We start from the raw sequence: 14,014 nt of genomic DNA on the forward strand, positions 1-14,014 counted from the left end.
GGGCCTACGATCGGCCCGAAGCAACAAGAATTTGGGGAAAGCCAAGCCATGCCGAACCGGCTCGAAACCTGGCGCGTCGAGGCCTACAACACCGCGAAACAATCAGAAAACAAGATGCATGACGACAGGGTGGCGCGCCGCTTCGGCTTTTCCGGCGGACTGGTCCCGGGCGTCGACGTCTTCGCCTACATGATGCACGTGCCGCTGGCTCGCCGGGGCCGCGATTTCCTGACGCGCGGGCTGGTCGAGGCCCGCTTCATCAAGCCGGTCTATGACGGCGAGACCGCCGACGTCGACGCCACCGAGCACAACGGCCTGCTCACGATCGAAGTGTTCAGCCGTACTGAGCTCTGCGCCACCGGGACGGCGTCGCTGCCGGCGGTCGCGCCCGTGGTTTCGCTGAGCGACTATGTCGATGTTCCCGCTATCGCCGAGCGCAAGCCGGTCAGCCCGGCGACGTTCGAGACTGGCAAATGGTTCGGAACGACACCGCGCCGCTGGGCCGGACAGGACGCGGCCGGCTATCTCGCCGACATCAGGGAGACCGATCCGATCTTCGCGCGCGAGGGGCTCGGCCATCCCGGCCTGATCCAGCGCGTGATGAACCGCGTGCTGGTGGACAACACCATCCTGGGGCCGTGGATCCATGTCGGCAGCCGCATGCAGCTGCTGTCAGCCGCGCGCACCGGCGATGAGATCACTGCGCGGGCCAGGGTCACGGCGAATTACGAGAAGAAGGGTCACCGCTTCGTCGAGTTCGACGCGCTGGTCGTCGCCAACGGCACGACGCCGCTGGCGCATTGCCAGCACACCGCGATCTACCAGCCGCGCGAGCAGGCGGCGGCGTAGTTTCCTCACCTCGCCCCGCTTGCGGGGAGAGGTGAATAGCAGTCTTACGCCGCCCCCTTCGCGTCCTGGATCGCGCGCCAGACGCGCTCGGGCGTCAGCGGCATGTCGATGTGCTTGATGCCGTAGTCGGAGAGCGCGTCGATCACGGCGTTCACGACCGTCGACAGGCTGCCGGCGCAGCCGGCTTCGCCGCAGCCCTTGCTGCCGAGCGGATTGGTCGTGGCCGGCACCGGGTGGTCGCCTACCGTCATGTTCGGCACGTCCTCGGCGCGCGGCAGCGCGTAGTCCATCAGCGAGCCCGTGATCGGCTGGCCGCTCTCGTCGTAGCGGATTTGCTCCATCAGCGCCTGGCCGATTCCCTGGACGACGCCGCCATGGAGCTGGCCCGCGACCAGCAGCGGATTGATCACCGTGCCGAAATCGTTGACCGCGCTGTAGCGCACGATCTGCACGACGCCGGTGTCCGGGTCGATCTCGACCTCGGCGACGTGGCAGCCGTTCGGGAAGGCGGAGGGCACCGGCTCGCTGGTGTGGTCGACGTCGAGGCTGTCGGGCACGCCCTCCGGCATCTTGCCGTCGTGCATGCGCTTGGCGAGTTCCATGATGTCGATGCTGCGATCGGTGCCGGCGATCGTAAAGCTGCCGCCTTCGAATTCGATGTCGGCCTCGGAGGCCTCCAGCATGTGCGCGGCGGCGCGCTTGCCCTTTTCGATCACGAGCTTGGCGGCGCCCACGATCGCCATGCCGCTTGCGGTGATCGAGCGCGAACCGCCGGTGCCGTTGCCGGTGTGGACGATGTCGCTGTCGCCCTGCACCAGCTTGACGCTGTCGAAGGGCACCCCTAACTGCTCGCACAGCACCTGCGCGAACGGCGTGGCATGGCCCTGGCCGTAATCGAGCGTACCGGTGATGAGCTGCACCGAGCCATCGGGATCGAACACGATCTTGCCGAGCTCGGGGCTCGGCGGCGCGGTGACCTCGAGGTAGGAGCCGACCGCGATGCCGCGCAGCTTGCCGGCCTTCTTGCTCTCCTTCTTGCGCTTGGCAAAATTCTCGTGGTCGGAGATGTCGAGCGCCTTGTTGAACACCGCCTGGAAGTCGCCGCTGTCATAGGTGACGCCGGAGGAGGCCGGGAACGGCATCTGGCTCTGCTTGATGAAATTGCGCTTGCGCAGCGTCAGCCGGTTGATGCCCATCTCGTCGGCGGCGCGGTCGATCAGCCGCTCCATGTAGTAGTTCGCCTCGGGCCGGCCGGCGCCGCGATAGGCGCCCATCAGCGTGGTGTTGGTCAAGACCGTCTTGATGTCGACGCCCATCAGCGGCGTACGGTAGACGCTGGAAAAGTTCTTGCCGGTGTTGAGCGAAAGCGGGCCGGGCGCAACGCCGGTGATGTAGGCTCCGAGATTGCCGTAGCCCGACAGCTTCGCCGCGAGGAAATGCCCCTCGGCATCGAGCGCCAGCTCGGCATGAATCTTCTGCGCGCGGCCGTGGCTGTCGGAGAGGAAGGCGGTCGAGCGCTCGTCCAGCCACTTCACCGGGCGGCCGAGTTCCTTGGCCGCGTACAGGATGCACATGTATTCGGGATAGTTGACGTTCTTCATGCCGAAGGAACCACCGACATTGGCGGTGAGGATGCGCACCTTCTCGTTCGGCACCTTCAGGTTCTTGGCGAGGTTGGCGCGGTTGCCCGCGACGCCCTGCGTCGGCATCTGGATGGTGTAGCGCTCGGTCTTCTTGTCGTAGGAGGCAAGGCCGACGCGCGGCTCCATCGAGACCACGGCGACACGGGTGTTCTCGATGTCGATCCTGGTGACATGGGCGGCGCTGGCGAAGGCTGCGTTCACCTTGTCCATGTCGCCATAATGGTAGTCGAGCGCGACATTGTTCGGGATGTGGTCGTAAAGCTGCGGCGCGCCGGGCTGGGCGGCTTCCTCGGGATCCGTCACCGCCGGCAGCGGTTCGATATCGAGCTCGACGGCCTCGGCCGCGTCGCGCGCCTGGGCCAGGGTATCCGCCACCACGAAGGCGACGGGATCGCCGACGAAGCGGACCTTGTCGGTTGTGAGCGGCTGGCGGTTGGTCTGGAGCAGGGGCGAGCCGTCGCGGTTCTTCAGCGGCAGGCCGCAGGTGAAGGGACCGTAGCCGGCGGCATCGAGGTCTTTCCCGGTCCATACCCCCAGCACGCCCGGCATCGCCTTGGCGGCATCAAGGCCGATGCCGCGGATCACCCCATGGGCATGGGTCGAGCGGACGATCGCGGCATGGGCCTGGCCCGGCAGGTTGAAATCGTCGGTGTAGCGGCCTTTGCCGCGCACCAGCGTGTCGTCCTCCTTGCGGCGGACCGGTTGTCCGACACCATATTTTTGCAGTGCAATAGCGTTTTCGAGCGTGGACGATTTGGTGTGTTCTTGCATGGAATTGACCTGAAAAGCCGGCAATTGCGCGGTTTGGGGGGCGCCTAGAGGACCGGACCCTCCAAAAATAACCCACCACCCCGTTCACGACAACGCACGAATGGGCATGGTCCTATGTGATGCGTTGTTGCGCAGACCTGCCGCGCTGCTAATGTTTCAGGCGAAAAAGCAATTCCAGATCGGCCCCTTGGGCCGCGGAAAGAAAGTTTGTATGAATGACCACACGCGGCTCCGCGACGGCCATGCGCCGCACAGTGAGCTCGAGGGGTCGATGGCGGCGGTGGCGTTGGCCCCCGAACCGGCCGTCGCCGCGCTAGCGCCGGGAACCGGCGTCTACGCGGCGCTGGACCTCGGCACCAACAATTGCAGGCTCCTGATCGCCTGCCCGACCCAAGACGGTTTTCGCGTGGTCGATTCCTTCTCGCGCATCATCCGGCTCGGCGAGGGCGTCTCGGCGACGGGGTGCATCAGCGAGGCCGCGATCGAGCGCGCCATTGCCGCGCTCAGCATCTGCCGCGACAAGATCAATTTGAGAAAGGCGCGGCGGCTGCGGCTGATCGCGACCGAGGCCTGCCGCGCGGCCTCGAACGCCGAGGGTTTTCGCAGCCGCGTCGCGGCCGAGACCGGCATCGAGCTCGAGGTGATCGACCGCGAGACCGAGGCTGCGCTCGCCGTGCTCGGCTGCTCGCCGCTGGTCGATCCGAGGGGGCGCGGCGCGATCCTGTTCGACATCGGCGGCGGTTCGACCGAGCTGGTGCGGATCGAGCGGGACGCCGCAAATCCGGAGCCGCGCATCAAGGCCTGGATGTCGATCCCGTTCGGCGTGGTCACGCTCGCAGAGCAGTTCGGTGGCCGTGACGTGACGCCGGAGATCTATGCCGCGATGGAGCACGAGGTCGCCCAACACATCGCCCCCTTCGCCGAACAGCATGGCGGCGATCTCGCCGACATGCATCTGCTCGGCACCTCGGGCACGGTGACGACGCTCGCCGGCATCCATCTCAACCTCGCGCGCTACGACCGCCGCCGGATCGACAGCGTCTGGATGAACGATTCCGACCTCACCGCGACCATCAGCAAGCTGCTCGGCATGAGTTACGAGGAGCGCGCGAACAACAACTGCATCAGCGTCGAGCGCGCCGATCTCGTTCTGGCCGGCTGCGCCATTCTCGACGCGATCCGCCGCGCCTTTCCGCTGCCACGCCTGCGCGTCGCCGACCGGGGCCTGCGCGAGGGCATGCTGGTCGAGATGATGCGCGAGGACGGCGCGCTCAGGAGCTGGTGAGATGGCGAAAGACACCACCGGCCGCTTGCATGTCCAGGTCAAGACCGGCGGCAAGCGCAAATTGTCGTCGAAGCTCTGGCTGGAGCGGCAGCTCAACGACCCCTATGTGGTGAAGGCGAAGTCGCTGGGCTATCGCTCGCGCGCCGCCTTCAAGCTGCTCGAGATCGACGACAAATATCGTTTGCTGAAACACGGCATGGCGGTGGTCGATCTCGGCGCCGCGCCGGGCGGCTGGAGCCAGATCGCCGCCAAGCGCGTCGGCTCGGTCGATGGAAAAGGCAAGGTCGTCGCGATCGACCTGCTGGAGATGCCCGAGATTGCCGGCGTTGAGTTCGCCCAGCTCGACTTCATGGACAACGACGCCCCGGAAAAGCTCAAGGCCATGCTCGGCGGCGGCGCCGACTTTGTGATGTCCGACATGGCCGCCAACACCACCGGTCACCGCAAGACCGACCAGCTCCGCATCGTCGGCCTGATCGAGACCGCGGCCGCCTTCGCCTGCGACGTGCTCAAGCCCGGAGGGACGTTCCTGGCCAAAGCGTTCCAGAGCGGCGCCGACGCCGATCTGCTCGCCCAGCTCAAGCGCGACTTTGCGACGGTGCGTCACGTCAAGCCCGCCGCGAGCCGGCAGGATTCGTCGGAGCGCTACGTGCTGGCGACGGGATTTCGGGGTGGTGCGGAAACGTAGCCGCAAACGTCGTCATTGCGAGGAGCTCTCGCGACGACGAGGTGGGACTAACCCAGCCGCTGGTCGCGGGCGTCCTGGGTATCCTCGGTTGCGGTTTTGACGGCGGCACTTGCCGCGCTCTTTGCGGCACCCTTGCGGCTCGCGATCTCCACCGCCTTGCGGCCGGAGATCTCGTGGCCGGCATCATCGGGCATCTGCCAGAAGAACCAGCTCGATGCCGCCGAGGTCAGCGCGACCACGATGAAGGCCGGCGCGAACACCGTCGCGTTGAGCTCGCTGACATGGCTGAACCACATCGTCGTCTCCACCGACGCTGCGCCGACGGCGACGCCGGCGGAGACCGCGAGCTGCTGGTTGACGCTGACGAGCGTGGTGGCGCGGCTCATCTGCGGGGGCTCGACGTCGGCATAGGCCACCGTGTTGATCGCGGTGAACTCGAGCGAGCGGAAAAAGCCTCCGACCACCAGGATGATCATGATGATGAGCAGCGGGGTCGTCACCGTGAACAGCGCACAGGCGGCGAGGAAGAATGCGCTGACGATCGCGTTCACCGTCATCAGATTGCGGAAGCCGAAGGTCCGGATGAGGCGCGCCGCCAGCGCCTTCATGCCCATGGCGCCGAGCGAGGAGCTAAAGGTCACGAGACCGGATTTGAACGGCGACAGCCCGAAACCGATCTGCATCAGGAGCGGCAGCAGGAACGGCAGCGCGCCGATGCCAAGCCGGAACATGAAACCGCCGAAAATGGCCGCGCGCAGCGTCGGCAGCTTCAGCAGGGAAAAGTCCAGCACCGGCGATCCCGTCCGCCGGGCGTGCAGGACATACAGCGTCATCGAGATCGATCCGCCGACGACCAGCGCGGCGACCGTGCTCCAGGGCAGCAGGTTGAGACCGGCGACCGAGAGGCCGAACGCAATGCCGGCAAGTCCCATGCCCGCCAGCACCATGCCATAGAGATCGAACGGCTCCCGTTCTTCGCTCTTGATGGGATCGATGAAGCGCAAGGCCATGAAGATGCCGAGCAGTCCGATCGGGATGTTGATCAGGAAGATCCAGTGCCAGGACGCGTAAGTGGTGATGAAGCCGCCGAGCGGGGGGCCGATCACGGGGCCGATCAGGGCAGGGACCGTCACCCACGCCATGGCGTTGACCAGCGCGCTCTTGTCGACCGAGCGCAGCAGCACGAGGCGCCCGACCGGCGTCATCATCGCCCCGCCCATGCCTTGCAGGATCCGCGCGAACACGAAATCGGTGACCGAGGTCGACAGCGCGCAGCCGACCGAGCCGACCATGAACACCCCGACGGCAATCGCGAACACCATGCGCGCGCCAAACCGGTCGGCGGTCCAGCCGCTCGCCGGGATGAACACTGCAAGCGACAGCAGATAGGAGGTGATCGCTAGCTTGAGCGTCAGCGGGCTGGTGCCGATGTCGGCCGCGATCGCCGGCAGCGAGGTGGCGATCACCGTCGAGTCCATGTTCTCCATAAAGAGAGCAGTGGCCACGATCAGCGGAATGATGCGTTGCTTGTCGACCATGACGGATTGTTAATGGAGAGCAGGAGGAATGGCGAGAATTGCGGCTTATCACCACCACTGACCCGGGACCATTGCGGTTCAACGCATAGCACCTAAATCCCGCGTAACAACGGTGTGACCCCCAGGGGCGTCGCGCCGCGCCGGAGACGGCGCGATGATCTACCTGCTTGCCGCGCTGCTGCCGCCTATCGGGCTGCTCCTGAACGGACAGCCGTTCGGGGCGATCCTCAACCTCGTGCTGTGCGTCGTCTGCGCGATTTTGGGCCTGGTCTTCCACGTCCTGCTTCCGGTGCCGTCGGCCCACGCCCTCATCGCGGTGCACATGAAGCGGGAGGATCGGCGTCACCGGGAGGTCGTGGATGCGATCCGCCGGCACGGCCTGCCGCCGGGCAATCCACGCTGATTTACCCAAAATGCCTGTGCATGGCTGGCCAGCGGTCCGATTTGCTTTGATTCGTCGCTCAGCCGTGCTATCGACCCGCGTCAACCCCACCGATGGGCTCCGATTCTCCGGCGTTGCCGCAAGGTACGCCGAGGGCGGCGCTCATCCATAGCTATTTGCGGCAGGGCCGCTGGAAGGAGTTGGCAAGATGGCCACGGTGCAACTTCAAGGCATTCGCGAAGCCCTCACGTTCGACGACGTGCTGTTGAAGCCGGGCCTGTCGGACGTCATGCCGGGCGAGGTCGACATCCGTTCCCGCGTCACCCGCGCCATTCCCCTCAACATCCCGATCATGGCCTCCGCCATGGACACAGTCACCGAAGCGCGCATGGCGATCGCCATGGCGCAGGCCGGCGGCCTCGGCGTCATCCACCGCAATTTCGACCCTGAAGGGCAGGCCGCGCAGGTGCGGCAGGTCAAGCGCTACGAGTCGGGCATGGTGGTGAACCCGCTCACCATCAGTCCCGAAGCCAGCCTCGACGACGCGCTCAAGCTGATGAGCGATCACGGCATCTCCGGCATTCCCGTCGTCACCGGCGCCGGCAAGTCCACGCCGGGCAAGCTGGTCGGCATCCTCACCAACCGCGACGTGCGGTTTGCGACCGATCGCCGGCAAAAAGTCTCCGAGCTGATGACGCATGAAGGTCTCGTCACGGTGCGCGAGAATGTCAGCCAGGACGAGGCGCGGCGGATGCTGCACCAGCATCGCATCGAGAAGCTGCTCGTGGTCGATGAGCAATATCGCTGCGTCGGCCTGATCACCGTCAAGGACATGGAGAAGGCGGTCGCCCATCCGCTCGCCTGCAAGGACGCGCAGGGCCGCCTGCGCGTTGCCGCCGCCACCACGGTCGGCGATACCGGCTTCGAGCGCACCGAGCGGCTGATCGATGCCGGCGTCGACCTCGTCGTCGTCGACACCGCGCACGGCCATTCCCGTCACGTGCTGCACGCGGTGAACCGCATCAAGCGCCTGTCCAACTCCGTGCAGGTCGTCGCCGGCAACGTCGCGACCTCCGAAGGCGCGCAGGCGCTGATCGATGCGGGCGCGGACTGCATCAAGGTCGGCATCGGCCCGGGCTCGATCTGCACCACGCGCATCGTCGCCGGCGTCGGCGTGCCGCAGCTCACCGCGATCATGGATGCGGTGGAAGCGGCGAAGAAGTCCGACATTCCCGTCATCGCCGACGGCGGCATCAAGTTCTCCGGCGACCTCGCCAAGGCACTCGCGGCCGGCGCCGACATAGCCATGGTCGGTTCGCTGCTTGCCGGTACCGACGAGACGCCCGGCGAAGTGTTCCTGTGGCAGGGCCGTTCCTACAAGGCCTATCGCGGCATGGGCTCGGTCGGCGCGATGGCGCGCGGCTCGGCGGACCGTTACTTCCAGCAGGACATCAAGGACGCGCTCAAGCTCGTGCCTGAAGGCATCGAAGGCCAGGTGCCCTACAAGGGCCCGGTCGGCAACGTCATGCACCAGCTCGCCGGCGGCCTGCGCGCCGCAATGGGCTATGTCGGCGCAAAGGACATGAAGGAGCTGCATGAGAAGGCGCAGTTCGTTCGCATCACGGGCGCGGGCCTGCGCGAAAGTCACGTCCACGACGTCACCATCACGCGCGAAGCGCCGAACTATCCGGGCGGGGGTTAGCTTCCGCGCTGCTCTCGTGCCCCGGACGCAGCGCAGCGCTTGTTCAGCGGTGCGCTGCGGCGCGTCCGGAGGAACGCACGGCTGGCGACAACGCGCTCCACTGCTTTTGTATTGACGCAGCTGCCTCCCTCCGCTTCCGTTCGCGCCGAAGCATAATCAGGAGGAAGTCATCATGTCCCAAGGCAAACGCATCGTTCTCGCCGCGCGTCCCGTCGGTGAGCCAAAGCCGTCCGATTTCCGCATCGAGGAATTCGCTGTGCCGACGCCTGCGGCAGGTGAAGTCCTGCTGCGCACGATCTGGCTGTCGCTCGATCCCTACATGCGCGGGCGCATGAGCGACGGTCCGTCCTATGCAGCGCCGGTGCCCGTTGGCGGCGTGATGGAAGCCGGTACGGTCTGCGAGGTCGCAGCCTCCAACAATCCGAACTTCGCCAAGGGCGACATCGTGCTGTCGCGCACGGGCTGGCAGACGCACGCGATCTCCGACGGCAAGGGACTGAACAAGATCGACCCGAAGCTGGCGCCGATCTCGACGGCTGTCGGCGTGCTCGGGATGCCCGGCATGACCGCGTATACGGGCCTGCTCGACATCGGCAAGCCGCAGGAAGGCGAGACTGTCGTCGTTGCCGGCGCCTCCGGTGCGGTCGGCTCGGCCGTCGGCCAGATCGCGAAGATCAAGGGCGCGCGCGCGGTGGGAATCGCCGGCGGCAAGGACAAATGCGATTACGTCGTGAAGGAGCTCGGCTTCGATGCCTGTATCGATCACCGCGATCCCGATCTGGCCGCGAAGCTGAAGGAGGCCTGCCCGAAAGGCATCGACGTCTACTTCGAGAATGTCGGCGGCGCCGTATTCGAGGCGGTCTTCCCGCTGCTCAATCCGTTCGCGCGCGTGCCGGTTTGCGGGCTGATCGCCCATTACAACGACACCGAGGCCAAGCCGCCGAAATGGGCGGCCTCGATGATGCGCGCGACGCTGACCAAGCGGCTGACCTTCCGCGGCTTCATCGTCTCCGACTTCGCCTCCCGCCATGGTGACTTCCTGCGCGACATGTCCGGCTGGGTTCGCGACGGCAAGGTCAAGTACAAGGAGTTCGTCACCGAGGGCCTGGAGAGCGCGCCCGGTGCCTTCATGGGGCTCCTGAAGGGCGCCAATTTCGGCAAGCAGCTGGTGCGGGTCGGGCCGGATAAGGTTTGATCCGCCGCTCCGGCTCCCTCGGGGTCCGGATATGGTTAATAAAGAGTGACCGATCGGCCACACCCGCCCGTAAAAGCCGCAGGTGTGACCGTCGGTTCATTGACGGACCCACGAAGGCATTGAATCATTGCGCATATTTCAGGTGCGATGATGTTAGAGATTGTTGTTTTCTGCGTAATCCTGCTGGCTGCCGGATATTGGGCGACCATGTTTGTCATGGGCCGTCGCGACGACGTCATCCATGGCAAGTTCGTTCACACCGAGGACGCCGACACGTTCGCGCAGTCCGCGATGCCCACACCCATGCCGCCATTCCCCAGGCGTCCGGTCAAAGCCGCGCGGCCTGACAATGTCCAGCCTACCAATGCCGGGGCCAAGCCGGTGGACAGCGCGGCGCTGCAGTCCCTGCTGGCTGCGATCCAGCAGGACCTCAAGAGCGTCGCCTGACGATCGCTGTTAGTGCTCGCCACCCATCTGGGCGAACAACTCCTCGATATCGACGTCGACCTGGCCCGGCGCCCTGACGTGGCGAACCTCGAAACCGTCGGGCTGGAAGCGGTATTCCACGAGCCCGACTTCCTTGATCGCGATACGGTCCTGCCGCGCGTCGTTGATCTTGAAGCCGGCCGACGGCGCCCAGACGTGGCGGGTGTGCCTATAGGTGAAGTCGCGGCGCTGGTGCACGTGGCCGCTGGCGATCAGGTGCAGGTCGACATGCGCAAACATCTCGATCAGCCGCGCCCGGGCCGGCTGCGGCACGTAGCGGATCGAGGTCTCCGGCGTTTCAGCATCGTCGGGCAGGTTGAGGAACATCGGCTTGTGCAGGAACAGCGCGACCGGCCTGCCGTTCACGCGTGAAACTTCGGAAGCGAGCCAGTCGAACTGTTCGGCCTCGAAGGCGAGCCCTGAATTCATCACCAGCGTGTTGAGGCCGATGAAGCGCCAGCCCGCGGCCTCGAACGACCAATGGTCCTCGCCGATGATGTCGCAGAATTGCCGGCGGTGTGCTTCTTCGACCGGCGGCTTCGGTGCCGGGCCGATCGCGGTCGGATTGTCGCCGATGTCGTGATTGCCGGGAAGGTAGCGGCAGGCGACGGGCAGGGCGTCGTGCAGGCCTTTGGCAAATGCGACGTCGTCGCGGCTGGTCGGCCCGTCGAACGAGACATCGCCGGTGTTGACGACGAGATCGGGCCTGTCAGCGTCGATGTGCTCGCTGACGCGGTGGAAGTTCGCAATCAGGCCGGGAAAGCGCCGGCGAAGATGCGTGTCGGAAATCTGCGTGAGGCGAAATTCGGACATGGGATGAATCATATCCGTGGTCGCGCGTCGGAACGATGACGGTGCGGGCATGCATCGCAGCGAACAAAGTTTAAAACACGCGGTAGCGGATCGTGTAGGCGTCTTGTGCCGCCGCGTTGCCGGTAAGCGGCGAGGAGATGCGGTCGGCGAGGTGCCAGGGTCCGAACAGCTCGGTGCGATGCGGCTCTGCCGGCAGGCGAAGGCGGAATTCGAAGGTGCCCTTGCCGGGCAGGTTCACCACCAGCACGCGGTCTGCGGTGCGATGCTTGAGCGCCACCGCGCCGCGCAGCACGGAGCGGCCATCGCCGATGTCCCGCACGCCGTCGACCAGCGCCAGCGTTTGGTTGCGGTCAGTGTGCAGCTCGATCTGGCTGTCGGCCGCCGCCGTCAGCGTCTCCTTGGGCATGCGGATCTCGAACTCGACCGCCGGCTTGGACGGGTTGAGGCCGAGATAGGCCATCGCGGCGTGACGCATGTCGTAGGCGGCAAAGGCCAGCAAGGCAGCCGCGGCCAGCGCCGCGAGGCCATGCCTGACGACATCGCGCCAGGTCCGGTAGCTCATTCGGAAGTACACCGACATCGCCAGCGCCACCGCGAGCGCCGCCGCGATGCCTGACAGCGCCGACATCAGGATGCTGAACTGGCCATTAGCGGATTCGGACCAAACGACGGTCAGGCCGGCGATCTGGCTGAAGAGGGTGTTCATGGCTCGCCTTGCGCCCAAAGTGGCAAAAGTCGCTTTAACGATCGCCATTTGGTCGCCGGATCGGGAACGCCGGTTCAACTCGTCGATTGTCAGCGCCAACGGTCGCGGCTAATGACGGTCCGCGGCGTTCCGCCTTACGGGAAAGTTCCGATGTCTGCTCAAATGGTCCTGCTGCCTGTCTTCGTGCAGGTCGGTCTCACCTTCGCGCTCCTGATCGGCATGGTCTTCGGGCGCCGGAAAGCGCTGGTCTCCGGCGAGACCAGGATCCGCGACATTGCGCTGGGCGAGCCGAACTGGCCCAAGGGCGCCACGCAAATCGCCAATTGTTACCGCAACCAGTTCGAGTTGCCGATGCTGTTCTATGCCCTGATCGCGCTGGCACTTCCCTTGCGCCACGCCGATCTCTTCATCGTGCTGATGTCCTGGGTGTTCGTGGTGACACGGTTCGCCCATGCCGGGGTGTTCGTCTCCTCCAACGACCTTGGCCGGCGCTCGACGATCTGGCTCGCCGGCGTGCTCGTGCTGCTCGCGATGTGGATCTATTTCGCGCTGAGAATGCTGTTGCTGATCTGACGCTTGCGCGCCAATCCTGATCTGAAAGATTCAAATGACTCCCGCTGCCCGGCTGTCCGCCGCCATCGAACTGATCGACACCGTCGAGAGAGACCGCGTGCCCGCGGCCAAGGCGTTGAAGGAGTGGGGCACCGCGCACCGCTTTGCCGGCTCCGGCGACCGCGCCGCCATCGCCGGCCTGGTCTGGGACGTGCTGCGTCGCTACGCCTCGAGCGCCTTCCTGATGGATGCCGATACCGCGCGGGCGCGGCTGATCGGCATGCTCCGGCTCGAGCGCGACATGGATGCGGCCACCATGGCCGCCTTGTTCGACGGCAGCCGCTTCGCGCCGGCTCCGCTCACCGAGGCCGAGCAGGCCGCGCTCGCCTCGCGCTCCCTTGAGGGTGCCCCGGCCGCGATCGCCGGCGACTATCCGGAATGGCTCGATTCGCATCTGGCAAAAGTGTTCGGCGAGGACCGCGCGGCGGAGGCCGCCGCGATGGCCAGCCGGGCCCCGCTCGATTTGCGCGTCAACACGCTAAAATCCAATCGCGACAAGGTGCTGGGCGCGCTTGCTCATCTTCATGCGAAACCGACGCCCTGGTCCGCAACGGGCCTGCGCATCGAGCTTTCGGCCGATGCGCGCAACCCGGGCATCCAGGCCGAGGAGGATTTCATCAAGGGTGCCGTTGAAGTGCAGGATGAAGGATCGCAGCTTGCGGCCCTGTTCACCGCGGCAAAACCCGGCGAGCAGGTGATTGATCTTTGCGCGGGGGCCGGCGGCAAGACGCTGGCGCTCGCCGCCATGATGCAGGGCAAGGGCCGGCTGATCGCGACCGACAGCGACAAGCGGCAACTTGCGCCCATTCACGAACGCCTGTCGCGCGCCGGCGTCCACAATGCCGACGTGCGCACGCCCAAGGGCGAGGCCGATCCGCTGGCCGACATCAGCGCCACCGCCGATCTCGTCGTGATCGACGCGCCCTGCACGGGGACCGGAACCTGGCGCCGCAACCCCGACGCCAAATGGCGCATGCGGCCGGGCGCGCTGGAGATCCGTCTGCGCGACCAGACCGCGGTGCTCGATCGCGCGGTTCCGCTGGTCAAGGCCGGCGGCCGCATCGCCTACATCACCTGTTCGGTGCTGGCGGAAGAGAACGGTGAGCAGGTGAGAGCGTTCATGGGCCGTCATCCCGAGTTCGCGGTGGTGCCGCCCGAGCAGACCGCGAGCGTGCTCTGGGACAAGGCGGACGACTTCGCCCAAGCGGCGCTGCAATCGCCGGAAGGGTGGCTGATGACGCCGCGGCGCACCGGAACCGATGGCTTCTTCATCTCGGTGTTGAAGAAGGCGTAACGCGGCTTCGTTCGCCCCCCAGAAACAAAAACCCCGCGAACCGGAACCCG

Annotated in this window: 13 protein-coding genes; 9 read left to right on the top strand and 4 right to left on the bottom strand. The window is 65.9% G+C overall.

Going from position 1 to position 14,014, the window contains the following annotated elements:
* The first annotated feature begins 48 nt into the window (after positions 1 to 48).
* On the top strand, positions 49 to 849 hold the full coding sequence (locus JQ572_RS13450) for a hypothetical protein (protein WP_211383471.1): 801 nt from the start codon (positions 49 to 51) through the stop codon (positions 847 to 849).
* 44 nt (positions 850 to 893) lie between these two features.
* Here JQ572_RS13450 and JQ572_RS13455 read toward each other — a convergent pair whose 3' ends face one another.
* Positions 894 to 3,263, bottom strand: a complete 2,370-nt coding sequence (locus tag JQ572_RS13455) for a xanthine dehydrogenase family protein molybdopterin-binding subunit (RefSeq protein WP_211383472.1) — start codon at positions 3,261 to 3,263, stop codon at positions 894 to 896.
* A gap of 211 nt (positions 3,264 to 3,474) precedes the next feature.
* On the opposite strand from JQ572_RS13455, the gene JQ572_RS13460 reads away from it, so the two are divergent.
* The gene (locus JQ572_RS13460) at positions 3,475 to 4,548 is read left to right on the top strand and encodes a Ppx/GppA phosphatase family protein (RefSeq protein ID WP_211383473.1); all 1,074 of its coding nucleotides are present in this window, start codon (positions 3,475 to 3,477) and stop codon (positions 4,546 to 4,548) included.
* A gap of 1 nt (position 4,549) precedes the next feature.
* The gene (locus JQ572_RS13465; protein ID WP_211383474.1) at positions 4,550 to 5,236 is read left to right on the top strand and encodes an RlmE family RNA methyltransferase; all 687 of its coding nucleotides are present in this window, start codon (positions 4,550 to 4,552) and stop codon (positions 5,234 to 5,236) included.
* A 47-nt stretch (positions 5,237 to 5,283) separates the two neighbouring features.
* On the opposite strand, the gene JQ572_RS13470 is transcribed toward JQ572_RS13465, so the two are convergent.
* On the bottom strand, positions 5,284 to 6,774 hold the full coding sequence (locus JQ572_RS13470) for an MDR family MFS transporter (protein ID WP_211383475.1): 1,491 nt from the start codon (positions 6,772 to 6,774) through the stop codon (positions 5,284 to 5,286).
* Positions 6,775 to 6,928: 154 nt separating this feature from the next.
* Here JQ572_RS13470 and JQ572_RS13475 point away from each other — a divergent pair, with 154 nt between their 5' ends.
* From JQ572_RS13475 to JQ572_RS13490, 4 genes are all read left to right on the top strand, one after another.
* Positions 6,929 to 7,177, top strand: coding sequence for a hypothetical protein (locus JQ572_RS13475; protein WP_211383476.1), 249 nt, complete (start codon positions 6,929 to 6,931; stop codon positions 7,175 to 7,177).
* A 187-nt stretch (positions 7,178 to 7,364) separates the two neighbouring features.
* Positions 7,365 to 8,858 (top strand): IMP dehydrogenase, encoded by a 1,494-nt coding sequence (guaB, locus tag JQ572_RS13480; protein ID WP_211383477.1) that lies wholly within the window; start codon positions 7,365 to 7,367, stop codon positions 8,856 to 8,858.
* Between the two features lie 172 nt (positions 8,859 to 9,030).
* On the top strand, positions 9,031 to 10,053 hold the full coding sequence (locus tag JQ572_RS13485) for an NADP-dependent oxidoreductase (RefSeq protein ID WP_211383478.1): 1,023 nt from the start codon (positions 9,031 to 9,033) through the stop codon (positions 10,051 to 10,053).
* Positions 10,054 to 10,203: 150 nt separating this feature from the next.
* On the top strand, positions 10,204 to 10,500 hold the full coding sequence (locus tag JQ572_RS13490; RefSeq protein ID WP_211383479.1) for a hypothetical protein: 297 nt from the start codon (positions 10,204 to 10,206) through the stop codon (positions 10,498 to 10,500).
* Between the two features lie 9 nt (positions 10,501 to 10,509).
* Here JQ572_RS13490 and JQ572_RS13495 read toward each other — a convergent pair whose 3' ends face one another.
* Together JQ572_RS13495 and JQ572_RS13500 are read right to left on the bottom strand one after the other, a co-directional pair.
* A complete protein-coding gene (locus JQ572_RS13495; RefSeq protein ID WP_211383480.1) occupies positions 10,510 to 11,352 on the bottom strand; it encodes a metallophosphoesterase family protein in 843 nt (280 codons plus the stop codon).
* A 70-nt stretch (positions 11,353 to 11,422) separates the two neighbouring features.
* Positions 11,423 to 12,058: an acriflavin resistance protein gene (locus tag JQ572_RS13500; RefSeq protein ID WP_211383481.1), complete on the bottom strand. Its 636-nt coding sequence runs from the start codon at positions 12,056 to 12,058 to the stop codon at positions 11,423 to 11,425.
* A gap of 150 nt (positions 12,059 to 12,208) precedes the next feature.
* Between JQ572_RS13500 and JQ572_RS13505 the strand changes: the two genes are divergently transcribed.
* Both JQ572_RS13505 and JQ572_RS13510 read left to right on the top strand, forming a co-directional pair.
* Positions 12,209 to 12,631, top strand: coding sequence for an MAPEG family protein (locus JQ572_RS13505; protein WP_211383482.1), 423 nt, complete (start codon positions 12,209 to 12,211; stop codon positions 12,629 to 12,631).
* 34 nt (positions 12,632 to 12,665) lie between these two features.
* Positions 12,666 to 13,964, top strand: coding sequence for an RsmB/NOP family class I SAM-dependent RNA methyltransferase (locus JQ572_RS13510; RefSeq protein ID WP_211383483.1), 1,299 nt, complete (start codon positions 12,666 to 12,668; stop codon positions 13,962 to 13,964).
* Positions 13,965 to 14,014: the final 50 nt, after the last annotated feature.

Source organism: Bradyrhizobium sp. SZCCT0153, from assembly GCF_018129995.1.
In the GTDB taxonomy this organism is placed as follows: Bacteria; Pseudomonadota; Alphaproteobacteria; order Rhizobiales; family Xanthobacteraceae; genus Bradyrhizobium; species Bradyrhizobium japonicum_G.